This window comes from Bradyrhizobium diazoefficiens (genome assembly GCF_016616235.1).
GTDB lineage: Bacteria > Pseudomonadota > Alphaproteobacteria > Rhizobiales > Xanthobacteraceae > Bradyrhizobium > Bradyrhizobium diazoefficiens_H.
Window position 1 is genome coordinate 6,581,428 of the sequence record NZ_CP067100.1, and the last position, 24,049, is coordinate 6,605,476.

17 protein-coding genes are annotated in these 24,049 nt (G+C 59.4%); 10 read left to right on the forward strand and 7 right to left on the reverse strand.

Annotation, left to right across the window (positions count from 1 at the left end; translation table 11 throughout):
* The first annotated feature begins 52 nt into the window (after positions 1–52).
* A complete protein-coding gene (locus JJB99_RS31240) occupies positions 53–736 on the forward strand; it encodes a hypothetical protein (protein WP_200300099.1) in 684 nt (227 codons plus the stop codon).
* A gap of 117 nt (positions 737–853) precedes the next feature.
* On the opposite strand, the gene JJB99_RS37005 is transcribed toward JJB99_RS31240, so the two are convergent.
* Positions 854–1,072: a DUF7694 domain-containing protein gene (locus JJB99_RS37005; protein ID WP_433995797.1), complete on the reverse strand. Its 219-nt coding sequence runs from the start codon at positions 1,070–1,072 to the stop codon at positions 854–856.
* Between the two features lie 3,454 nt (positions 1,073–4,526).
* On the opposite strand from JJB99_RS37005, the gene JJB99_RS31245 reads away from it, so the two are divergent.
* The 3 genes from JJB99_RS31245 (at position 4,527) to JJB99_RS36480 (ending at position 6,051) form a co-directional block, all read left to right on the forward strand.
* On the forward strand, positions 4,527–5,054 hold the full coding sequence (locus JJB99_RS31245) for a transglutaminase-like cysteine peptidase (RefSeq protein WP_246775049.1): 528 nt from the start codon (positions 4,527–4,529) through the stop codon (positions 5,052–5,054).
* A 93-nt stretch (positions 5,055–5,147) separates the two neighbouring features.
* Complete coding sequence (locus JJB99_RS31250; RefSeq protein ID WP_200496024.1) at positions 5,148–5,408, forward strand: hypothetical protein; 261 nt, start codon at positions 5,148–5,150, stop codon at positions 5,406–5,408.
* Between the two features lie 319 nt (positions 5,409–5,727).
* The gene (locus JJB99_RS36480; protein ID WP_246775050.1) at positions 5,728–6,051 is read left to right on the forward strand and encodes a hypothetical protein; all 324 of its coding nucleotides are present in this window, start codon (positions 5,728–5,730) and stop codon (positions 6,049–6,051) included.
* A 701-nt stretch (positions 6,052–6,752) separates the two neighbouring features.
* Here JJB99_RS36480 and JJB99_RS31260 read toward each other — a convergent pair.
* From JJB99_RS31260 to nifA, 4 genes are all read right to left on the reverse strand, one after another.
* Positions 6,753–7,217: a 6-pyruvoyl trahydropterin synthase family protein gene (locus JJB99_RS31260; RefSeq protein WP_200496025.1), complete on the reverse strand. Its 465-nt coding sequence runs from the start codon at positions 7,215–7,217 to the stop codon at positions 6,753–6,755.
* Between the two features lie 193 nt (positions 7,218–7,410).
* The gene (locus tag JJB99_RS31265; protein WP_200496026.1) at positions 7,411–7,659 is read right to left on the reverse strand and encodes a hypothetical protein; all 249 of its coding nucleotides are present in this window, start codon (positions 7,657–7,659) and stop codon (positions 7,411–7,413) included.
* 123 nt (positions 7,660–7,782) lie between these two features.
* A complete protein-coding gene (locus tag JJB99_RS31270) occupies positions 7,783–8,625 on the reverse strand; it encodes an electron transfer flavoprotein subunit beta/FixA family protein (protein WP_200496027.1) in 843 nt (280 codons plus the stop codon).
* Positions 8,626–8,813: 188 nt separating this feature from the next.
* Complete coding sequence (nifA, locus tag JJB99_RS31275; protein WP_433995736.1) at positions 8,814–10,580, reverse strand: nif-specific transcriptional activator NifA; 1,767 nt, start codon at positions 10,578–10,580, stop codon at positions 8,814–8,816.
* A 1,740-nt stretch (positions 10,581–12,320) separates the two neighbouring features.
* Between nifA and hisC the strand changes: the two genes are divergently transcribed.
* On the forward strand, positions 12,321–13,421 hold the full coding sequence (hisC, locus tag JJB99_RS31280) for a histidinol-phosphate transaminase (RefSeq protein WP_200496028.1): 1,101 nt from the start codon (positions 12,321–12,323) through the stop codon (positions 13,419–13,421).
* A gap of 287 nt (positions 13,422–13,708) precedes the next feature.
* Entirely contained in the window at positions 13,709–14,734 is a 1,026-nt protein-coding gene (locus tag JJB99_RS31285; protein WP_200496029.1) for an LLM class flavin-dependent oxidoreductase, read from the forward strand.
* A 120-nt stretch (positions 14,735–14,854) separates the two neighbouring features.
* Here JJB99_RS31285 and dctA read toward each other — a convergent pair whose 3' ends face one another.
* Together dctA and metC are read right to left on the reverse strand one after the other, a co-directional pair.
* Positions 14,855–16,285 carry a C4-dicarboxylate transporter DctA gene (gene dctA / locus JJB99_RS31290; protein WP_200496030.1) on the reverse strand — a complete coding sequence of 477 codons (1,431 nt, stop codon included), beginning with the start codon at positions 16,283–16,285 and terminating at the stop codon, positions 14,855–14,857.
* Between the two features lie 228 nt (positions 16,286–16,513).
* Positions 16,514–17,761 (reverse strand): cystathionine beta-lyase, encoded by a 1,248-nt coding sequence (metC, locus tag JJB99_RS31295; protein WP_200496031.1) that lies wholly within the window; start codon positions 17,759–17,761, stop codon positions 16,514–16,516.
* 882 nt (positions 17,762–18,643) lie between these two features.
* Here metC and JJB99_RS31300 point away from each other — a divergent pair.
* From JJB99_RS31300 to JJB99_RS31315, 4 genes are all read left to right on the forward strand, one after another.
* Positions 18,644–19,387, forward strand: a complete 744-nt coding sequence (locus tag JJB99_RS31300) for an outer membrane protein (RefSeq protein WP_200496032.1) — start codon at positions 18,644–18,646, stop codon at positions 19,385–19,387.
* A 1,784-nt stretch (positions 19,388–21,171) separates the two neighbouring features.
* Entirely contained in the window at positions 21,172–21,870 is a 699-nt protein-coding gene (locus tag JJB99_RS31305) for a response regulator transcription factor (protein WP_200496033.1), read from the forward strand.
* On the forward strand, positions 21,867–23,348 hold the full coding sequence (locus tag JJB99_RS31310; protein ID WP_433995737.1) for a type II and III secretion system protein family protein: 1,482 nt from the start codon (positions 21,867–21,869) through the stop codon (positions 23,346–23,348). Before JJB99_RS31305 ends, JJB99_RS31310 begins: the two co-directional genes overlap by 4 nt.
* A 10-nt stretch (positions 23,349–23,358) precedes the next feature.
* On the forward strand, positions 23,359–24,024 hold the full coding sequence (locus JJB99_RS31315) for a CpaD family pilus assembly lipoprotein (RefSeq protein ID WP_200496034.1): 666 nt from the start codon (positions 23,359–23,361) through the stop codon (positions 24,022–24,024).
* The last annotated feature ends 25 nt before the right edge of the window (positions 24,025–24,049 follow it).

Genomic DNA, 24,049 nt, shown 5'->3' on the forward strand with positions numbered 1-24,049 from the left:
CCCTTTGGTATGCACCTTGGGGAATATACGAACGCGTGTGATGCCGTTGGAGATGCCACCTACACCGGTCTACATCATCTGCTCTCCCAGCCTGCAGGTCGGCAAGACGCTGATCGCGCGGCTCTTGAGCGAGTTCTTGCTGCTCAAGAACGGATCGGTGCTCTCCTTCGACATCAATTTGAGGGAGCCGTCGTTGGTCGATTACCTGCCCAACATTACCGAGACGGCATATGTGACCGACACCTGGGGCAAGATGCAGTTGATGGACCGGCTCATCCTGGACGACGGGGTCGCGAAGGTTATTGATCTCGGTTTCCACGCATTCGACGAGTTCTTCAAGATGTGCATCGAGATTGAGTTCGTGAGGGAGGCGGTACGCAACCAGGTCGCACCGATCATCTTATTTGTCGGGAGCGCCGATCGCCTCTCATCACGCTGCTATGAGGTGTTACGGCACCAGATCCGCGCACCTGCGCTGATCACCGTCCATAACCAGCACGTGCTACGCAGCGAACTGCCCGAAGCAATGGACCGCGGTCCTGTGCTGCGCATCTTCGCACTGCCCCAATTTTTAAGAACCTATATCGATCGCCTGACGTTTTCCTTTACGGGGTATTTGCGCCACGAGAAGGATTCGACCACGGAGCTGCACCAATGGATTTGGCGGAACTACAGCCTGTTCCGCGACATCGACTTGAGCCTCGCGCGGAGCGCTCGTCTCGGGGCGAGGCGATGAGTCGGTGATCGGTATGGCCGGCGATCTCACTCCACCTTGAAACACTTCCCGAGACCTGGAGCAACGCGCTCCACATCCGAGTGGATGGCGCCGGGTGCCCATTGCGCACACTTCCGATCATGATCGTGCTCTCATTCGTGCCAACAGCGAGGCCGCCTCGGACGGTCCGAGGCCAACGACGCCTATGAAGGATGCCGGCGGCCTTGGAATGTTCTCGCGAATGGGCTTCCAAAGATGCAGGCAGTACCTGCTGTTGTTCACGTATTGCGAGTATGGCGGGTGCAGCTGCATCACGCATTCCTCTTCATCCCAAAACAGGTCCTTGACGAAGCACATCTCTTCCCAGTTCGGACAACGCCGCGGCGTCGAGACGGAGACGTGCTCCCATCCCGGACGGACCAGTGCTGCGATTTGCAGTGTACAGCCGCAAGGTCCTTGAACAAAAAAGAGACCACAAGGACCTGACCCTGGCGCGCTGGCGAACTGACCATGCTGCACGCGGCCGGCCTCAAGTCTATCTATGATCTGCGCTCTCACGCGTCCTCCTTGGCTTTGCTACCTGCTTTGAAGTCGGCGCACACGAACGCGTCCGCGTGCGTCATCGACTCTACCCGATGCGATAAGTCAGCCTGAAACAATCCCAATACGTCATCTATGTGGCCGCATCTGTTGAGCTTGTTAGTCAGTGAACTAGTGCTCGCATTCGCCGCTGCATGCCCTCTCTCGAATGATCAGTCTGTGGGAAAGTGGCGTTCGGCGGCGCGTTCCGAAAGAGCTTCGACAGCTGCGGATTTGAATATCTCCGCCGGGACCCGTGGAGCAACGCCGACTCATCGGCTGCGAACGCGTTAGTCCAAATGTTGCGGCCCAAAGCGCGGGATTCGAGCACGCTTTGTCAAACGGGTTTCGTTGACGAAACGATCGGAAGAGACCGCTCGCGCACGGCTTAGCATTCACGTCCGGTTTGTGACACAGATGTCGGAAACCGGACCATAAGCCCGACACCATTTGCCGCGGCGGCGCCAAAAAGCCCCGGGATTTCTTGCCCCAACCAACGCCTACGGCACCGCTTCCGCGGCACGCCGATTGCTGAGTGCAGCGTGCGGCAGCGAACGCTTGCGCACAACCCACCAACTGGGGATCACTCCATGACACTTGCTCGACTGACGCCGATCAACACGCGGGCGAATCGCGGCTTGGCCATTGTCCGAGATACACTTGCCGGTCGTTGCAATTACGACCGAACCGATATGTGTAATCAACCGATCCGGGACCGCCCAGCGCTCGGCTTGGCCTAACGTTTCAATCGGCTGTCGATGAAGGCAGCCGCGCGTTGGCCGCTCCGATCATCAATTTGCGAGCAGCTGGCCGTTTCGCCTGGTCATGGTGCCGTTCGATTTCGCGCGAATCCCGACGCTCGCCTCGATCCTCAATGGCATAGATGAGTCCTGATGATGCACTGGCGCGTACCAAGACGACGCCTGATCAACGCGCAGGACGCGTTGCGAGGAGCGCGTTGTGATCTTCCCGTGCGGTCGGTCACGCCACGACTTTTGTCGCTTGCTGCCATCGTCCTCGCCGCGCTTCTCTGGGTGTGCATCTGCTGGCTTGTCGGAGCTCTGTGAATGGGCGACCTCAACCGGCCACGGGCGCGTGCTGCGCTCAATGCGCCGACGACGTGGGTCGCCGAGTTCGCCCGCGCCAAGGCCAGATCCAAATGATTTGGGGCATCGCATTTTCGGTCAGCTTGTGGGCAATGCTTATCGCCTACTGCGTCGACAGTCCGGGAGCGTTCATCGCTGCGAGTCTTGCCGCGGCACTGAGTCTGTGCCGCCTTTTTGATTAGGCCAAGTACCCGGAGGATGACGCAAATCCGCCGACGAGAGTTGCGCACGAATCTCCTTTGGGCACCCCGATCGTCGATGGGCGCCTCACCCGCGTCGGGTCGTTGGCGCTCGTCCTCGATCCGTGATCACAACCCCCGTCTTGAGGCACTCAGCCGCGCTCTTGGAAGGACGATCGGGAGCTGCGGCGTTGCTCGGCTCGAGCCGCGCGATGGTCCCAAGAGTGCTGTCGGCGGTCGATGGAAGGATGAAAACGATCGCACTGCCTCAACATGAAAAAGCCCGACGCCCTCGGGGCAGGAGGAGGTGCGTCGGGCCCAACCTAGCGAGGTTGGGGCATCGACGCGGCGCTGAGGGAGCCCATGTCCATGCCCACGATGATTGTTGCAAGCGATGTGCCGCCGCGATTGGTCGAAAGATTTTTCCGAGGATCATCGAATGTGGTGCCGCCAGCCGTGGCGGGTACTCCTGCGTGAGGACCATACACAATTTCTTGCGAGCCCGACAATGTCCCGAATCCTACGAAGCCCAACATGACGGGTCGTTATTCAACACGGGCCAAGAATGTCATAGGCTGGTCGATACGGCTCATTGTGCACCGCTCGGCCGCGCAGCACGAAAAGCCCGACGCGCCTTGCCGGGTCTGAAGGCGCGTCGGGCCGCCGAGGCATAGGCACTGGAGAGCCTAGCCCTCGGCAGCCTTCAGCAAAACACGTGCCACTCTGAAGGCTGATAATCAGTCGCGTGTATCGATTGCCAGGACGACGCGCGTGCTCACTTCACGATACGCGATCCGACCCGAGCGTCCGAATTCGATGGCGCTCCTGGGCGACAGCACGCGTGATCGTCCTATCGCCAGATCCGCAAAGACTTCAATTGAGCCGGTGAGATAGGAACTCGGCATTGGCAGGAGGCAGCATTTGAAGCGACCTCGATCATGCGCTCGCTCACTGACATCCCTCGCCCACCATCCGCATGTTGCCCTCGACCGCCGAGAGAGAGTCTTCGCGGAAGCCCGCCAGATTGAAGCTGCTCATTGCTCCTCATCGACGTCTGTTAGTCTTTTCCGCTCGGCGGCCCACCATTCCAGCCTCTGATACTCCTCGGCGATTTTAAGCAGCTTGGCTTTTGACTTTTCGCATTCGAACGACTCCGCCTTGGCAAGCGTTGCTTGAGCTCGCTGCCGCCCTTGGACCGAACGATGGGCCGTTGCGTTTCATGGAGATGGATATGCAACGGCTAGACCAGATAAAGCGGCGTCCGACTCGGTGATGATATGCAGGAACTTCTGGGGCGCAGGTCACAATTCTTCAATATCGGGAGCGGCGCCATCTTCGGCGAGGCGGACATTATTGATGTCACGAGGGCGTTGGTGGAAATGCCTGAGAGGCAAAAGTAGCGCAGGTCCCGGTTGCCTGGCGGACTCTCCGCGCTGACAAGTGAAGAGTCGTCGGCAGTTGGGTGCCGTGCCGACTTTCGCGCAGCGAATTGTCCGCCGAACGGCGTGAGCCTGAACACACTCGCACGACATTCATGGGGGCTTGAATCGTACGTGGCGTCAGATTGTACGGTTTTCGGACCAGAGGGCGAGCCTTTCCCCGTCCTCGATCTCTTCCCGCGCAGTCACAGAGGTTGCACATGTCTTGCAGTTTTGGGGTCACGACGCACGGGCTGCCGCCACGGAATGGACCTGCGCATCGCTTGCGGAACGCGGCGTCGCAGACGTGCTGCGATCGACAGAACCTTTGGGCGGCGTTCCGTCGGTCACTTGGGCTCTTACGTCCGCCGCGTTCGATCTGTCGTTTCGTGCCGGAGACCTCGGGTGTGATCTGGCTCGCGTCAGCTACAGCATGCCCAGGACATTGATCCTGGCTGCAGTCGCAGCCACTACAGTTGTGTCTCAAATGATGACGACCGCTCGATCAGCCGATGGGAAATTGTCGGCTATGCCGACGATCGCGGCGTCGGCGTCTCCGCACCTCGAGCTTGACCGTCTGACGCTCGCTCCAATGGCATACACCATGTTCTGCGTCCGCTATCAGGATGAATGCCGCGTCCGCCCCCTGTTTCGCGGCGGTCCGGTCCACCTGACCGAGACACGATGGTCAGATCTGAAAGAAGCCAACCAGACGGTCAACAGCACCATTATCCCGGAAGCGATTGAGCCCGGTCCGTCGGTGGAAGCCTGGCTCATTGATCCGGAGCGCGGCGACTGCAACGACTACGCCGTCAGCAAGCGCCACAAACTTCTACAGCGTGGGTGGCCGCCGCGAGCCCTACTGCTCGGCGAGGTCGTGACCGCCTCGGGCCAACATCATCTGGTTCTGGTGGTACGGACTAAGCGCGGCGATCTTGTGCTGGACAATTTGACGCCACAGATCCGACCGTGGTCACGCGCCCCCTATCGCTGGGTTCGCGTTCAGTCACCAAGCAATCCGCGATATTGGCGTACTGTCGCACAGCGCGGCGAGTAAGCGCCTCGCAAATTGTACGAGAGATGAGTGGTTTCGGGCGAAAGGCAGTTCAAGCGGATCGATCACGCTGAACCGTACCAGGAGAGTTCACCTATGCGCTGTCCGAAATGCGAGGCCGACAAATGGTACGAAGTTGCAACGCACGATCCCTGGAGCGGTCGGCCGGTGATCGCCTGCAAGATCTGTGGCGAATATGCCGAGCCCGAGGCGCTCAAGGGTGAAGACGCGCACGATGTCATTGCCCGCGTGCTTGCGGCTGACTTGATCGGCGAGGGCCAGGCTGACCCGCGGGCCCTTGCGAGCAAGATCCTCCGAGCGCTAGAGAATGCCGGCCTGACAATCAGCCGCTCCTGACGTGATTCCCCGACCCTAGCTGATTCCGATGCCGCGAAATCAGAAACGTTCGGGTCTCGTCCACGCTTCTAAACGGTGGGAGTCCGATTTCAGGCACACTGGGGTCCGCGACAGATTGATGCCTGTCAAGCCTCGGTGACATGTTGCAGAGCCTGAAGCCCGCCCCCGTCGGGAACTTGACGGCGCGTGTAGAAATGCGCGCAGACGTGGTCTCGACCGCAACCATGACTATGGAGCCGCTTGTCTCTGCAGGTGATTGCGACAGGCGCAGTTGGTTGTTTCCAGAACGAAATAACCTCCACTTGGCCATCGAAAGGGCTTGAACCTTACGCTGCGTAAGATTGTAGGCTTGCGGGTGCGGCGAAAGCTGGTTTGGCCTGCCACCGCCGAGATCATTGAGCCGCCAGAACATCTGGCTATTCGCTTGACGTCTGCGGCTGTCGCTAAGGAAAAACCGATGATACCGGGGCGAATGACGACCAAACTCAACTCAATCGACCGCATGTTTCTGAAGATTCGGGAACTGATCGACACGGACGACTCGATCCCGCTTGAGCTTCGTGCGTCACTGCACACGACACTGGACAGACATCTTCGCCTGGCAAAAGAGGGGTTTTTCAAGACCCCTGTGAGAAGTCAATAAGCGGCTTGCGTCGCCCGGCTTCTGCTCGGTTTGCCCGCGTCTTGGTGAAGTAGCCCGAATGCGCAACCATCTCCGTGGTAGCAAACATGGACGTTCTACAGTTCTTTAAGCGAGCGTCATCGCACGATGATAAACTTTTGCATCTGTATGCTGACGCGCCAGTTGCGTGCGCTTGCTTATGCACAGCTCCTTCGCTTTGCTTGGGCACGGGATCGATAGGGAGGCTCAGCAGGTTTGCCCACTGGGTGTTTGATCTCGTTGGCGCGCCGCAAAGCCTCACCCAGAACCGATCGCCAACCCGGCATGCCGCACTTCGGGCTGACCGTGACCCATGTGGAGGGATTCGCCTGAATGGCTTGGGTGCCCGATGTCTACAACTGCACCGAGAAGCCGGAGCCGACGAGCAGCGTCGGTGGCACCGGGTCGTACAGCGCGCGGCTCGCCACCCGTAATCACGACATGCGGGGCACTGAACGCCTGCACCGCAAGCAAGCACGTCCTCCGGCGACATCATGGCCCAGGTGTTGGTATTCCTCGGTCTTGATCATCATGTCGGCTATCGATGGCCGCCGCTCTGGATCGGCGAACCAATGTGCTGGGTGTCGCACCACGGACATCTGACCGGACATGCCCGCAAATGTACGAACAGGGACGGTGTGCCCGCCTTGCAGGCTTCCCCCTGGATGGTTTCGAATAGATCGTTAATCGGCAGCACGGTTTGCCTCCCGATAGATCGCGCTGTTCGCGCCGTGCTCCTTCACCTCGACTGACACCAGCCGGCAACGCGGGGCAAGTCCTTTCTCCAGCAGCCAGTTGCTGCCGACGCGGAAGACGTGTTCGGCAAATTTTTCGCAGCCAACTGCCGGAAGGACAACGACGTCCGCCAAGCCGCGCCGTACGGCTTCGCGGAACCATTCAAGCTCGGGGTCGTCCGCGGCTACGACCGTCTTATGGTCGAACGTACCTTCGAGGATCGCCCTCAGCTCTTTGAGGTCGCCAAAATCGACAACCCAATTCTTGTCGTCCAGCATGTTGGCTTCGAACTCGAAACGAAACGACAGCGAGTAGCCGTGCAGCAGGCGACAGTGCGACTTTGCGCGCCACTGGCGAAACGTGGCAGATAGGCCGACCTCATGGCCGTATGTCTTCGTCGACAAGTATGCCACGCCTAGTCCTTGATCTGTTGCATAAATTCACTGCCCGTCGCCTTGCTGTCGCGGGAATGCTCGGCGCATGACGCTGGTCGTCATGGAGGGGCACCTCTAGAGGAGGAACGCCTCGCCGCAAATGTGCGACACCTTATCGACCTGGTGGGGGCCGATGACGCTTCGGTTCGGTGGAGCGCATTGCCTCTGAGCTTCACGTTGTCAGATGTTTCAGCATCGAGTTGCAGGCTTGCTCGGCATCGGCGAACGTCGTGAAGGGCGAGCCAGCGATCTTGATTGCACTACGACTTCGATGAAGCGGGCGCCATGACGCCACATAGCCGGGGCGCCCGTGAAAGCCGTGGCCTGCACGGCTCGCATAGGCGATCACGAAGGAGAAGCCGTTTCCGTTTGCACTCCACACGTCCAAATGCTCGACGGCGCAGTGGAATCGCAGGATCATCGCCAGTGTCAGCCTGCAACGTTCAGCTGAACGTTCTTTCTTTCTACCCACCTACTCTGCCCCGGCCTAAGCACGTCGGCGAACGCTGCTCGTCCTTGCTGATCGCCCGAACCTCTCCCCCGGTCATACGCCTCGCGCCAATGCGGCAAGCTCATTTTCGAGCTTGGGATTCTGCTTGAAAATGGTGTCGATCAATGCTTGCGCCGGCTGCTCGGCGGCCTCTACGAGCGTCGCCTTCTCAGCCCGCGCCGACGGCGCGAAGACGCGCTTAACAACGGTGGGCGATCCCCTGAGGCCGCATTTGGCGACATCCTCGACGCCAGCCTCCTGGGCGTTCCATTTTACGATAGGCGCTCGAGCGGCGCGCAATGCATCTGCCATCGCGCCACGCCGAATCTGGTTGGTCGCCTCCATCATGGTGATGAGCGACGGCAGGCTTGCGCGCAGCACCTGGGTGCCGCCCTCGGAGCGCCGCTCCGCTTCGATTGTCCGCGCCGTGAGATCGATAGTCATGATCTTGGCAACATAGGTTAGCTGTTGCACAGCAAGCCGCCTTGCAATACCTGGCCCGACCTGCGCGGTATCGCCATCGATCGTCTGCTTACCCGTGAATATGAGGTCAGGCTGGCCGTAATCCTTGCCGATCTTGCGGATGGCGGTCGCAAGTGCGTAGGTCGTTGCCAGGGTGTCCGCACCCGCGAAGCAACGATCGGTCAACAGCACCGCGCGATCGGCGCCAAAAGTCAGGGCTTTCCGTAAAGTGTCCTCGGCCGAGGGTGGGCCCATTGTAAGGACGGTGATCTCACCACCAAACTTGTCGCGCAGATCGAGCGCAGCTTCGAGCGCAAACAGGTCGTAAGGATTGATAATGGTTGGTACGCCCTGGCGCATGATCGTGTTGGTCACAGGGTGCACGCGGATCTGTGCGGAATCAGGGACCTGCTTGATGCAGACGACGTTGTGCATGTGCCTCTCCAGAGACTTTCGAAATCCGGAGAGAGCACAGCAAATGTCGTACCATTTGCGGTTCAAGGCATGCGTGATGAAGGCAATGAGGTCTGAGGGCCTGACGTGCTCCAACACGTGCAGACGCACTTCGGACATGCGTCGTCATTGCGACAACTTGTGCGCACCGGCACGAGAGCACTCAGTGCTCAGAAACGCTTGATCTCGATGCCGTATTTCCTCAGCGCGTAGCCGATCTGGCGTGGAGTAACGCCAAGCAGACGCGCCGCCTTTGCCTGAACCCAACCCGATCGCTCCATAGCCGCGATGACGCGCTCGGGATCGGTCATCTGTCCGGTACTTACGAGTGCGGCGCCAGGTGGCCCCAGTCCGGCCTGCTCGCCCCGAACAGGTGGGAGAGCGCCGGCGGCTGACCGACCAGCTTCAGCCCCCGCGCTGTTCGGCTTCGGGCCCTCAGCGCAAGTAGGGCGCGCATGCAGCGGCACCTCTTCAGATCCACCCTTCCACAGCATCGCCGAAAGGCACTGGCCGTGGCAGCAGGCGAAGTCCTCTCGGCAGATCGAAGGTCCCGGGGCGAGGGTCGCTGTCCGCTGTACGCAATTTTCGAGTTCGCGGACGTTCCCCGGAAACCCGCAATTCATCAGCACGTCCGTTGCACTTTGCTCGAACGTCAATGTGCGGCCGTTTTCACTGTTGAAATTCCTGAGAAACTCCGCGGCCAGTAGCGGAATGTCGCTGCGCCTTTCGCGCAACGGCGGCAGCAGCAAGGGAACCACGCTCACACGGTAATAGAGGTCAGCGCGAAACCCGTTATTTGCTACCGCCTCCTCCAGGTTTCTGTTCGTGGCGGCAATCACGCGAACGTCGACCTTCATGGTCTGATTGCTGCCGACACGCTCGAATTCCTGCTCCTGCAAGACGCGTAGTAGCTTTGCCTGAAACGAGGGCGAGATCTCGCCGATTTCGTCCAGGAACAGCGTGCCCTTGTCCGCCAGCTCAAAGCGCCCCTTGCGTGAACTGAAGGCGCCGGTAAAGGCACCTTTCTCATGGCCGAACAATTCGGATTCCAGAACCGTCTCGGGAAGCGCCGCACAATTGAGCTTGATGAACGGCCGCTTGGAGCGCGCCGATAGGGCGTGAATCGCCTTGGCCACCAGCTCCTTCCCAGTACCGGATTCGCCACGCAGCAGGACCGTGCTGTTCGATCTGGCAACGACCGCGATCTTGTCGAGCAGCGCGCGCAGCGCCGGACTATCGCCAATGATGCCTTCCACATTGACCTTCTTGCGCTCGCGCGCGGGTTGCTGGATTTCGGCCAATTGCTTTTGCAATCGATCCTTTTCCGCCATCAGTCGCTCGCGGTCTGTCGCGAAGAGCCGATGCAGTTTCACTGTCTGCCCAACAAGATTAGCGACCATGGTGAGAAGTCTCACGTCATACTCGAGCCGTACGCTTGAGCTGTCGTCCAAGACACGGTCGATGGTCAGCGCGCCAACGGCTTTGGCGTCAATCCGAATGGGAACGCCGATGAACGACACCCGTGCGTTCTCGGCGGCACCGAGCACCTCCAGGTCGGCCGTAGTGAACGCCGAATGGACCGCGATGTTCTCGGCGACGAGCGGCATGTCCGTCGCCACGATCTGGTCGATTGCTTTCGGCGGCAGGCGCATCCGGTACCGCTCGTCGCTCCCTTCAGTCCAGCCGACGCCGACCGTAATGTCTGGCTGGCCATCGGTGTCGAAAAGCGAGACGATGCCGTGCCGCATCTGAACAAACGAATGCAGAATATCCACGACATTGGCTAAGGTGAGTTCGAGCCGGCAGGGGGCGGTGAGTATCTTCGAGATTTCGAAGATCCCGACAACCGCGCTTTCGTGCAGCGTCACGATGGGAACAGTTTGGCTCGTCTCCGACACTAAGTCAGACATTTCGTGTGCGGAAGCGATGTTCAACATGACGACTTCTCCGTTATTCTCAGCATCCTCCGTACCATCTTGTTTGGATTTTGCGAGTTTGATGCTTGTGCGCAATTCAGGGACGCTGCCGAGAGATAACGCTGTTTCATGGCACCACTATAAACGGATCGTGGTTTTAACGTTCTTGTTACGAGGTCGCCCTGCCTACGCAGTGCACTGTACAAGTTCCATGAACCTTGCGCGGATTGTGTAAGATTGTCGACTCCATTTGTCGCCGACCGCTAGCCGTCGGCAACCGCTGAATAGCAATTTGATAAACGCGCCATCTTTTTCCCGACCGGAACGAGATTTTTCCAGAGAAGCGTTGGGACTACGACGCAAGAAGTCGCTTCTGGTGCAGCCGCGCGAGGAGCGCCGACATGCTTTTCACGGACGGTCATTCCTCCCATGCGACAAAACGCGCATGCAATCGCACTGCCGGAAATCTGACGCGATGTGCTGATACGTGCGATTTCGCTCGTCAGATTGGAGAACCTCGCTTTGCAAGGAGGCTGATGGCTGCTTGCAAGGCGGCGAACGCGCAAGCGCCGGCAATCACAGTATCGAGGTCGGTCTTGCTCTTAGCTAACGAACAGGATCACGCGATTCACATCGGCTCCCCGATCCATATGCAACAGGTCGGGCCAAGTCTCGACGGGATTCGTTAACGACGAGCCCGGTGGCGCCGGCGCATGAATTCCGCCAGTGTCGATCCGGGCAAGCATTGCGCTCGCAGGCCAGTCATCGAGGCCGATGGTGGCGAATCATTGCCGCTCATATCCGCCGCGATTGGCCTCGGCGTTGAACGCGATCGCAGGGGCGCACCTGCGTCGCTCACGTCGAAGCGGCGGGTGTGTGCAGAGGGCCACCGGCCAGCTGGCTCCCGAGACGGCGCTCGCGCAAGGAGCTCGGAATTGCGTGAGGGTGCGGCCGGGATCAGCGTCTAGTCCTCGCTCGGGATGTTGCGGTCGGAACTCGTGAGGCCGAGGGGCGCTAGTCGTCGGCTTCGGGCGACTGAATATCCCACGTTGTTCACCAAGACCGAGACGCAAGCACACACCTTCCAGAACGCCACCCGTGGGCGCGTTACAGGACTCTGGGCCACCGCGATCAACAGCACAACAATTCGCAGCCAAAGGTCGTCTCGCCAACGGGCGGGGACTCAGGACATTGGCTTTGTTCGCTTTCTGACAAAGCGGCAGGATTTTCGAGACCCGATTGATCGAGAGCCGTCCAAGGCGCGCGCCGCGGGGCCGGATCTCGCCCGTTCATGCCAACCGAACCACGCTTTGATTTGCCGCACACGCTCTCATGCGTCCGACCCAGGCACAACGAGCGCAGCCACAAGCCTGCACGAATTTTGCAACGAGCACCTCGACGAGGCTTGATTCGCACGTAGCGTCAAATTGTAGGTTCGGCAAAGCAGGTCGCCACGGCCTCTAGAAACACCGTCGTGGGCCAATGCCTCGCCAGGGAGCATCGCATGACGCCGCCACGCATGTACGGATCTTTAAACCAAAGCTTGCGGCCTCGAGCGCGCTGGGCCAGTGCTCGCAACATTGCGCACCACGAACCAGGTCGTTCTCGCGATGCGCAGCACTTTAAGCGCCGACATTGGGCGCGTGCACGGGCAACGCCCCAGCCGCCGGCACGCCAAGTGTGCGAAGCGGACTTCTCGTTAGACCGCCTCAGGCCACTCTCAATGGCGACCGCCGCCTGCGCATCTAGAGGGAACACGATATGGTCGATGTAAAATTGCAAAGTGTGCTCTCTTCGTTTGCGCAGCCGGCTAAAGACCTCGAAGCCCAGTCGCCCGGCCAGCGGACGCCAGATGCACGTTACGTGAAGCTAAACACCAATGAGAATCCGTTTCCACTACCAACAATGGTATGGCGAAGTGCGATCTCGGCGCTCCAGCGTCAGTATCTGTATCCGGAGGACGACAATATCGGCTTGAGGGAGGCTGCCGCCAATGCCTACGGCCTTTCAAAGGAGCATGTGATCGCCGGGAACGGATCGTCGGAGCTACTCGGCCTGATCTACAGGGCCTTTCTTGGGCCGGGCGACAGCGTCGCAATGATATCTCCCGGATTTTCGTTCAATCGAAAGCTAGCTGCGTTGCAGAGCGCTGCATTTCTCGAAGTTTCCTGGAGCGACTCGCATTCGATCCCGACTGATCAGTTGCTGTTCGGTCCGGCAAAGGACGCCAAGTTCATTTTGTTAGCTAATCCCAACAATCCGACCGGGACGTTCGTCCCTATCGCCGATATCGAACGCCTCGTTGCACAGTCCGAGCGCTTAGTCGTGCTGGATGAAGCCTATGTCGACTTCGCACCTGATAATGCTCTTAGGCTTGTCCGCCGCTACCCGAATCTCCTGCTCCTGAGAACCTTTTCGAAGAGCTATGCGGCCGCTGGCATTCGCGTCGGCTTCGGCCTTGGCCATCCAGAGGTTATTGGACGATTGCGGAACATCCAGAACGTCTTCAACATGAATGTCATAGCGCATGCGGTCGGCGTCAGCATCCTATCGCATCGCGCGGCCTATGAAGAGAACCATAGGCATATCAAGCACGAGAGAGAACGCGTTGCGGCCGCACTGCGTCAAGCCGGGTTCTGTGTAGCGCCTTCCCATACCAATTTCTTGCTGGCGCGTGTGCCGAACGGACAGGACGGCAGGTGGTGGCAAGCCGCGCTGGAGAGAGAGGGAATACTCGTTGCTGTTTTTATAGATGACGGCCTTGACCACTGCATCCGCATCAGCATCGGTACAACGGAGCAAATGGACGCGTTTTTGGCAGCGATTGCCGTCATTTCAGAAAGCCTGAAACGGGATGAATAGCCAACGCGCGCCGATGTCCGCTCATGTCCCTATACCGCCGATGCAGCGAGAAGGCCACGACGGCGGCTCGACCCAGGCAGATATCTTGCAGCTGACGGCCAACAGGCCGCTTATTGCGCCCCTCCCCCTCGCGCGGGCCGCAGATGCGAAGCGACACCAATGTCATCCGCTCGAATGGCACACGCAATCGAGGTCCCGGCCCGATGGTCGCGAGATGCGAGGACAATAAGCACGGTCTCTAAGCCCCCGGAAGCGAGCAGGCAGTCGCCCCTTAAGGATTTTTTCTGATGACACACCGGTCTTCGTCAAAACTCACCTGCGGCATTTTCGACCACCTGGACGACGATGGCGGCGATGTTGGCCGTCAATACGAAGATCGCCTGGTGTTGGCGGAGGCGTACGATCGCCTCGGCTTTTATGCGTATCACGTGGCAGAGCACCATTGCACGCCCCATGGAAGAGGCCCTTCGCCTGGTCTTTTCCTGTCGAGTGTCGCGCAGCGTACGCTGCACCTTCGTCTCGGCCCGTTGGTCATGCTGCTTAATTGCTACCATCCGCTACGCGCATTTGAGGAGATCTGCATGCTCGATCAGCTAAGCGGCGGCAGGCTCGAGTTGGGCCTCGGACGGGGCGCCCTTCCAACCGAGCTCGGCTATTTTGGCATTTCCGAGGACGTCGCGCCAAGCCGGTATGAGGAAGCCAACGACATTCTTCTGAAGGCCATGAAGGGTGGAGCCCTGTCCTATCAGGGTCGGCATTTCCAGTTGAGCGAGGTTCCGCTGACATTAGCCACCCATCAGCGTCCAAGTCCTCCGATATGGGTGACCACCAATCGGCCCGAGACGGCCATCTGGGCCGCGGGCAGCGGCGCAAACCTCGCCTGCGTTGGGCCCGCCGCCGGCGTCCGCAAAATCACCGACGCCTACCACGCCCATCGAGAACGCAGTCCCAGCGCCCCTGATCGTGGCTCATTTGTTGGATTGCTGCGCATGATCGTGATTGGGCGTTCTGCGGGGGACGCTTATTCCCTGGCAAGATCCGCTTACGAGCAATGGCTGCGGAGCTTCAAATATCTCTACGAGCTCAATGACATCGCGACACCACAGTCTCTTCCACTGACATTCCATGCGGCAGTCGAAAGCGAATTGTGCGTCGTCGGAACGCCGAGCTCCGTTCGAAACGTTCTGCTCAATCAGCTGGAGGAAGCAGGCGCAAATTACCTGCTTTGTCAGCTCGCATTTGGCAATTTGCCACTAGATGCTTCCCTCTACACCGCTGGGACGATCCAATCCGAGCTGCTCGGCACATCCTGAGTCTTCACTCCGCCGGTTCAACAACAACTCACCTTCGCGGCTGATTCGCATTTCGTCAATGCGCGGCACTAGTCACGACCTTCGCCTACCCCATCAGGCGTTGGTCGCGTTGGAACATTCTCAGGACGAATCCATTCGTCCGCGTTTGCAACGCGCGCCTTCAGTCCGACTTGCTCCTCTTGCGCGCGCAATCTCTGCATTGCGCGTGTCCTCCGAGGCAGGAACGGCGTCAGCCATCGCGGTCGCCGTATCCACATCGGGCAGATCGGCCCGCACGACCAGGCGTGCATGCAACGTGATCCGGTCGAGCTCGCCTTCCCACCAGGACACGAACACAACGGCCACGCCATTGCCTATGATATTGGTGAGTGCGCGCACCTCGCTCATGAACTTGTCGATCGAGAACACGATCGCCATCCCTGGCACCAGACCCGGGTTGACCGCGGATAGGGTTGCTGCCAGCGTGATGAAGCCAGCTCCGCTGACCCCGCTTGCCCCTTTTGAGGTCAGCATCGCCACGATCAAAATCGTGAGTTGCTGGTCGAAAGCGAGGTCGAGCCCGAGGGCGCGCGCAATGAACAATGTCGCGAGCGTCATGTAGATGTTGGTGCCGTCCAGATTAAAGGAATAGCCGGTCGGCACCACGAGCCCGACGACGGGCTTCGAGCAGCCCAGCCGCTCGAGCTTCTCCATCAGCTGTGGCAGCGCACTCTCTGAGGACGATGTGCCGAGCACAATCAAGAGCTCGTCTTTGATGTAGGCGATGAACTTGAAGATGGAGAAGCCGACGAACCGCGCGATCAGCCCGAGAACCACGATCACGAACAGCGCGGCGGTCGCGTAGAACAGCGCGATCAATGCGAGCAGATTGGCCAGCGCCGAGGGTCCGAACTTGCCGATTGTATATGCCATGGCGGCGAACGCTCCGATCGGCGCGGCCTTCATAATGATGGCGATCACGCCGAACACGGCCTGCGCGGCGTCATCGATCGTGCTGCGCAGCCTCTCGCCGCGGTCTCCGAGCGCCATCAGTGAAAAGCCGAGCAGAATCGCAAACAGCAGCACCTGCAGGATGTCACCGCGCGCGAGCGCGCCGACCACACTGTCTGGAATGATGTTAAGAGCAAAATCAACGAACTTGGTGGCTTTCGCCTGCTCGACATAATTGGCGACTGCCGCCGCATCGGGCCTCGCGGCAAGGCCGCGGCCGATCTGAAACAGATTGCCCATGACGAGACCAATCACGAGCGCGAGGGTCGAGACGATCTCGAAATAGACCAGCGCCTTGATTCCCACCCGGCCGACCTTCTTCGCATCCTGAATATGAGCGATGCCGGACACCACGGTGCAGAAGATGACGGGCGCGATCACCATCTTGATGAGCTTGACGAAGCCGTCGCCGAGCGCCTTCATCCAGTCGGAGGTGGCAAGCGATGGCCAGCCCCAGCCGACGATGATGCCGAGTAGGATTGCGAACAACACCTGGATGTAGAGGAGCTTATACCATGGTCGAGACCCTGGCGCGGGTGGCGCAGCTGCAATGGTGGTCATGACGCTCCTCCCAGATTTGGCGGCGGTCCCGCTCGACGGGGTATCGGAGCTGCTCCGACACGATCCTACGAGCGAACTTCTGACCCAGAAATCGTGGGCCAGAACATCCCGACGACGAGCGCGTCTTTCGCTCCTCATCAAAAAGCGCCGATGGCGTTTCCTTCACTACTCGTTCACTGCCGACTTCTTTCCTGGCCAGGCCAAGGTTCGGCTTCGAGTTGACTGCGCTTAAGCTCGTTTGGAGAGCTCAGCGATAGCTGCATCATCATTGTCAGGACCTACACGACCGCGTCTTGTCTCCCAAGCCGCGTCAAGCGCCTGATACATATCCACGATCAGGTCGCTCGCGTCCTCCAAGCCGGCGTGAACCCGAATCAGTGGCCCGGCCAGAGCAAGCGATGTTTCCACGCGCTTTAGTGGGTCGACATGCATCACGAGGCTTTCATATCCGCCCCACGACCATCCGATGCCAAAAAGCCGCAGCCGATTAAAAAAGGTCGAAAGCTGCGGCTGCGACATCGGCTTCAGCGCAAGACCAAAAAGGCCGCTCGCCCCGGAAAAGTCTCGCTTCCAAAGCGCATGGCCAGGGTCGTTCGGACACGCCGGATGCAAGATGTTGTCGACAGCTGGATGCGACTGAAGGCTTTGGGCCAGCTTGAGACTATTGGCCCAATGACGCTTCATACGGACGGCTAGGGTGCGCAGTCCCCGCAGGGCCAAATAGATGTCATCCGGCCCAGCAATCTCCCCGAAATCGTGGGCGCTCGACCGCAGCGACGGCCACGCCGATTCGTTGGCCGTGGCGATACCAAGCAGCGCGTCTGAATGGCCGACGATATATTTCGTCGCCGCTTGGATCGAGATGTCGACGCCATGCGCAAACGGCTTGAAATACAGAGGCGTTGCCCATGTATTATCCATGACCACCAGCGCATCGCAGCGATGGGCGATCGCAGCAAGTGCAGGGACGTTTTGCACCTCAAACGTGAGGGACGAAGGTGATTCCAGATAGATGGCCCGGGTCTTCCGGGTGATTTTCGCTGAGAGCTCTGCAAGCTGCGTTGGAGAGAAATATTGCACCGTGATCTGAAGCCTTGAGAGAACCTCGTCTGCAAATGTCCTGACGGGTGTATAGACGCCGTCGCTGATCAGAACGTGGTCGCCTGCGCGCAGAAGGCCGAGAAGCGCATGCGTGCAGGCAGAAAGTCCCGACGGAAACAGGAGCGAGCGATAGCCGCCCTCCAGTTCGCAAACGGCCAGCTCGAGTGCGCGCGACAGAGGCGAGCCGAAGCGGCCGTAATTGGCGGTCGGATCGCTCTGCCTGCGCGATTCGTATTCCTCCAGGGTTTCCGAAACAATTGTGGAGCCCCGGTAGACGGGCATGTTGACCATCCCGGAATGTTCGGCGGGCGCGCGGCCGAGACGAGAAAGCCGGGTCTCGATGTCCAGGTCCTTGCTGTCCTCCAGGTACTTCATTGCTTCTTTCTGTTGAGATGGTATTCGGCCTGGCCGGGGAGAACGGCACCGGGTCCGGTTCGCACGGGCCTAATCGACGCGATTCGCTTTCGCAGGCCCCCTCCTCGTTCCAAATGAAATCGGCTTCCTCCTTCGCACCAGAACCACGTTCGTTGCGTTCGCCTCATCAAGATTGGTCGCACATCAGGACGGCGCAGAATCAAAGCGCGCCCCCTTGTAACATCCACCAACAGATGTCGGCATTCACCGCCTCCTATCAAGTCGAGCGAAATCCTCTAAGCGCAATCGAAGCAAGAGGCGGGCCAGACATGCTGCGTGTTCGCCCGCAACGGTCATCGCGCATTCTCAGCAGCGGCGACGTCGCGCGCACACTTTGTCTCCAACGAAACACATCGCGTTGAGAATCCGCCACTATCGCGCGACCAGTTTCAACGCCTGCTTTTCCTGATGATGGTTGTGAATCAGCAGCGTGCGTGCCGCGTTTGATGCGAGTGCGGTCTTGATCGTTCGAGCCTTCGGCCAACGCATCGCGTCGTGATCCGCCATGGCATGAGAGGAAATGGGCAGACATGATAGCGCTCGCAGGACTTCTACCGTTCACGCTGCTTCAGTGCACACGCGTGTCGTGATCGACCTCGTTGGCGTTCAATGGCTCCTCTACTTCCAAGTAGGAATTGACGCGCACGGCCTTGGGTTCGATACACGATGGACTGCTGCGTGTTGTCTGTCGGTTTGATCGTGATTTGCGAGCGCGCGAACCTGACGCGGCGTAAGCTTCAAGAGGTTCTGGAAGAGAGGATGTTGCTCGACCGCTACAGCAATTCAAGACAACACTGTTAAGACGCGTGCGGCGCAGGGGACATGTGAAGGAGCGTATACGAAATGAAGAAGTTGTTGCTTGTGACTGCCAGCATCGTCGCGTTGATCGGGGCAGCGCCCGTATTCGCCGCCGATCTCGCTCAGCAGCCCATCTACACCAAGGCACCGCCGCCGCCAGCACCGGTCGCGGCCGCAATCTATGACTGGAGCGGCTTCTATCTTGGTGCCAATGGCGGCTGGGGTTCGACCCATAGCTCCTGGGATTTTGGAGGGGTCACGCCCGAAGGCTCCCACGATGCGAGCGGCGGAACCGTTGGTGGCCAGTTCGGCTATCGCTGGCAGACGGGCCAGGTTGTTTTCGGTGTCGAAGGCCAAGGCAACTGGGCCGATTTCAACGGCTCCAATGTCAGCACCGCCTTGCCGGGCGACATCAATCAGACGAAGACCGGGTCGTTCGGCCTGCTTACAGGCCAGGTCGGCTATGCCATCAACAACGTACTGCTCTACGCCAAGGGCGGTGCCGCGGTGACCGGCAATACCTATCAGATCAACTCCCTCAGCGGCGCGCAGCTGGCGAGCACCGACAATACCCGCTGGGGCGGCGTGGTCGGGGCGGGCATCGAACTCGGCTTCGCGCCGAATTGGTCGGTCGGCGTCGAGTACGACCATATATTCCGGCAAGACGCTAACGTGAACTTCAACACCCCCGCGGGTGCGGTCGCTAGCGATCGCATCGGGCAGGATTTCGATCTGCTGACTGCGCGGCTCAATTACAAGTTCTGGGGCCCCGTAGTTCTCAAATACTAATTCCATCGCACCAGAGCGACGGATCGAGAGCCCCGGCCCCCGGCCGGGGCTCTTTTTCAGCCGTTCATTTGCCCCTCAGGCCGAACATGACTGACGACAACACGAACAATGTTGAGGGATGACGGTGTCTCCCCGCCTCGGGAGTCTGCTCGACAACGTGTCTAGAGCGGCGACCTTACGACGTGAGCGCTCTTTCTTGTCGGCGGTTTCCTCTGCTTCGTTCTGTGGCAGCACGACGCAGTTACGTTTCGTCGCGCGCCAACGGACGTGGGCCGGCGTAAGGCTCGCCGCGTCGTTACCAACACATCAGGTTACCAATTCCGTCGCGCCAGGCGGTGCAATCACTGGCTTCCAGCTGCAAAAGCGCCAATCGACCATGTCTAGATTGACGCCTAAGCGGTCTGACCCGTGCTGAAGCAGTCATGATCACCACCGTCTGCCTTCCATCGCGACGAGCGGGAACTGCAATGCCTAGCGTCACGGGCGACACTCCGGTCGGGCGCACAAGACGCTTTTCGAACGAGCGGTGCTCTTTCCCGTTCCTGCTCCGTCACTCCAATGACAGCTCGTTTAATCTATTCTAAGCGATGACCGATCGAAGGACTTGAATCGTACGTTGCGTCAGATTGTACGATTTCGGACAGCGTGGTTCGTGCCCAGAATCGCACGTTGCGTGAGATTGTACGATTCCGAACACGCGTCGTTCGTACCCAGAAAGGTTGCGACGGTCTCCCGTCGCATCAACACTCATGACAGACAGAATGTCTCAGAGCCCAAAGCTCGCCTCCCTTTATCCCGTCACGCTCCTTGACAACACCGCTCCGCTGTCAGTTGACAGTGCGATCTATGCCCCCCTCGCAGCGGGTCGGCTCCGGTGGACGAGCCCTGCAAAGGCTCGACGGCCAACGGCTGCGCGGCCGCACGTCAGACCCGGTGCAATGCCGGCGACCACACCGCCTCACATGCAGGTTTCACGCCCATGCGGGATGTGCCCGCCAATGGTTCGGCGCGAGCGGCAGCGCGTGCACCGTCGCCAGCCCTTCGGACGTGACTGGATGCCCAGCCGCCGGCGTTCGGCGTCCATCGAGGGTCTGTGCCTCGCAGCGAGAGATATTGGGTACAGCATGACAAAGCCCAAGCAAATTTGCGGCCAGCAGACGTGACAACGGGTCGCGTACGCTGCGATCGAGACGTGTTTGCAACCGCCCGCATTCTAGGCACCAGTAGGCGAATGGCCGAGTTCGCCGCTTCAGAACGGAGTGTCTAGCAATGTGAGGCGGGCAAGTTGGACGCGCGGCGGTGCCGATCGCCTAAATCATCGCTCGTCAGCCATCAACCTTCCGCCGCAAGGCGCCACTCCTTTTCAGGTCGTCAAACGCGATGAGGAGATCTAGATCAAGATTCCAAGAAACGCATTGTCAGCGATCCGCGATGTGAATGCATTTCATCCAAACAATCGATTTACCGATTCAACATGTTCTCGCGATCATATCGACATCACGATGTCGGGAACCCACGAATTTGTCGCAGCGACGAGCGAGGGTGCTGCCACGCCTATGGATGCTTTTGATTGATCCCGTCCTACGCCCTTGTGGCAAAGCCAGATCTGACGTCACCAAAATGCATGTGGGATCGAAAATGCGATTCAAACTGACAGAAGTGTTCGATTGGCCAGTGCCCCTCTTCTTCGTCTGCTCCGCGACACTTTTAAGTTTCGCTGGGGCCATGTTCGCGGGCGCCAACGTGCTCAGTGGTTTCGGCATGATTTGAGACGAGGGGATGAAATGCGAACGCTACTGGTTGATCATGAGAGAGATCCAGCGCGCATTATACACCAAGCGCTTTCTGGCTGTGGGTTCGCCGTTGATTTGGCGTCTACGCTCGATGAGGCAGCCGCCGCTGTTGGTTGTGCCCGCTATGACATTCTCCTAATCGAGTTGTCTCTACCGGATGGAGACGGCTTGGAGTGGCTAAAGCAGTTGAGGCGCGACGGGTATTCGATGCCCGCAGTGATGATGAGCAGCCTTAACCAGCTCGGCAGGCGGATCGCGATTTTCAATGGGGGCGCGGACGACTTCCTGCCAAAGCCCGTGTCTCCTGATGAACTCATCGCCCGGATGCGCGCCACGCTGCGCCGAGCAAACCAAATGACGGCGCCCGTCGTTACTTTTGGAAACTTAAGATTCGATCCTATCGGCCGGCAAGCATCCGTCAATGGTCGGCCGCTGAAGATTGCGCGCCGCGAAGTGTGCATTCTTGAACATTTGCTCAGCCGCGCAGGGCGCATCGTGGCGCGCGCGTCATTGGAGGATGGCCTGTATGCATTTGACAACGAAGTCTCGACCAACGCGCTTGAGGTTGGCATCTATCGTTTACGCGCTCATTTGCGTCAGTCCGGTGCGACGCTGCGGATCAAGACAGCGCGCGGGATCGGCTACATCCTTGAAATCCGCGACGTCGGCCGCGTCGGCAATCGAACTTGAAAGAAAAGATCCTCTTGAACGTCATTATTGATAAGCATGCTGGCGCCAATGGTAGAGCGATCGTTGCCAACGCCTTCTCGTCGACCTTTCTGCCTCCGCTGTCGCATCTTTTGTGCGCGGTCGTTCTGCTATGCCCATTAGCTGCTGCAGCTCAGATCAAGCGCGATGATGGAGGAGGAGCGCCGCGTAAGGTCCCTGACAGCATCACCGGGACGCTGAACCTTACCTCTTCTCTCGGCAAGACAGTTCATCTGCCCGCGCCAGCCGCGAGCATCTTTGTCGCCGATCCTACGATCGCGGATTATCAGGCGCCGTCGAACAAGACCATCTTCGTCTTTGGCAAGAAATCGGGACGCACGAGCCTGTTCGCACTGAACGACAACGGGGACGCTCTTGCTGAGCTACGCGTTGTGGTCTCGCAGCCGATCGCGGATCTGCGTGCCACGTTGAAAGCCCAGGTCGGCGACTATCCGATCCAAGTCAGCTATACCCCGCGCGGCGCTATTCTTAGCGGAACGGCCCCGAATGCGGAGATCGTCGACAGCGCGATGAAGGTCACTGAGCAGTTTCTCGGTTCGGGTGCACTCGTCGTCAATAAGATCCAGGTGGCGGGATCCTTGCAGGTCAATCTGAGCGTACGCGTAGCCGAGGTGTCTCGGAGCGCCATGAAGGAATTCGGAATCAACCTTTCCGCTTTCGGTCAAGCTGGTCCTTTCACCCTCGGCTTGATCAGCGGCAGTGGTGGAGGTACCGGCGCCAAGCAGGGTGGCGGTACTGCAACGATCGGATTGAATGCCGGCGGTGTCAACATCAGCGCTGTACTCGATGCGCTGGCCAGCGAGCACCTCGCTTCCGTCCTTGCTGAACCGAACCTGACCGCAATGTCCGGGGAATCCGCCAGCTTTCTGGCCGGCGGCGAGTTTCCGATTCCGGTCTTGCAGGACAATCGGCAGGTCTCCGTCGAGTTCCGCCAATTTGGCGTGAGCCTCGAGTTCGTGCCGACCGTTCTTAGCAACAACCAGATCAATATCCGCGTGAAGCCCGAAGTCAGTGAGCTGTCGGCACAAGGCGCGGTCACCGTAAACGGAATCTCCGTGCCGGCTCTCGCCACCCGGCGTGCCAGCACGGTGGTCGAGCTCGCAAGCGGCCAAAGCTTTGCAATCGGTGGGCTCATGCGGCGCAATTTTAACACTGATATCACGACTTTCCCTTGGCTCGGCGATCTGCCGGTTCTTGGTGCGCTGTTTCGCTCGTCGCAGTTTCAACGGGAAGAGACGGAGCTCGTGATTATCGTCACGCCTTACGTTGTGCGGCCGAGATCGAACACACGGCAGATGAGTGCCCCCACCGACCGCATCGCACCGCCCTCAGATCTAGCGCGCGGTCTGACGAACAATTTGGCAACTCGGCCGCAAGATCATGCTCCCCGCACCAGCGTACCGAGCGCGACTAGGGGTGCCGGCGATACTGCCCAATGAGGATCAGCCAATGACTTTTCGCATCGTATGCCCCCTGATCGCTCTGACGGCGAGTCTCGCCGGCTGCACCAGCGCTGCACCGAGCTATATCGAGCCGGCCGCACAACCGACCCTAGTTCAGCAGGAGAGGACCGTTTTGGTGTTAAAGAGTCTTGGGGGGCCCGGACGGAAGCGTCTGCGGGAGTTCATAGCGAGTGCCAGTCGCGGTCGGCGTGACGCGCTCCATCTCGATGTCGCCGGCCCACCTCAGCTCGGAGCGGAGATAGCCAGTGAGGCCCGCGCAATGGGCGTTGCCCCCTACAACATCCGCCTGTACGGCCCGCTCGTCATCCGGCGCGATCGCTTGGCCGCGCGAATCGAGGCGACTACCTATGAGGCCCACCCGCCCGTCTGTCCCTCGATTTCGATCGTCGGTCCTTCAATGAACGACAATTCTTTTGACCCGACGCTTGGCTGCTCGATCCGCAACAACCTTGCTATCGTGGTCAACGATCCCAGCGACTTGATCGATAATCACGCCGTAATGCCGAGCGACGGCAATCGTGCGGCCATCCCCGTGGCCAACTACAGGAGCTTCGGAACGATCAACAACAGAAGCTTGGGACAGGCAACCAGCACCAAGTCGTCATCAGATCTCACGTCAGTCGGCACCACGGCGGTACAGCCGTCTCAATAGCGACAACTTCCTTAGGTCAGGCGAT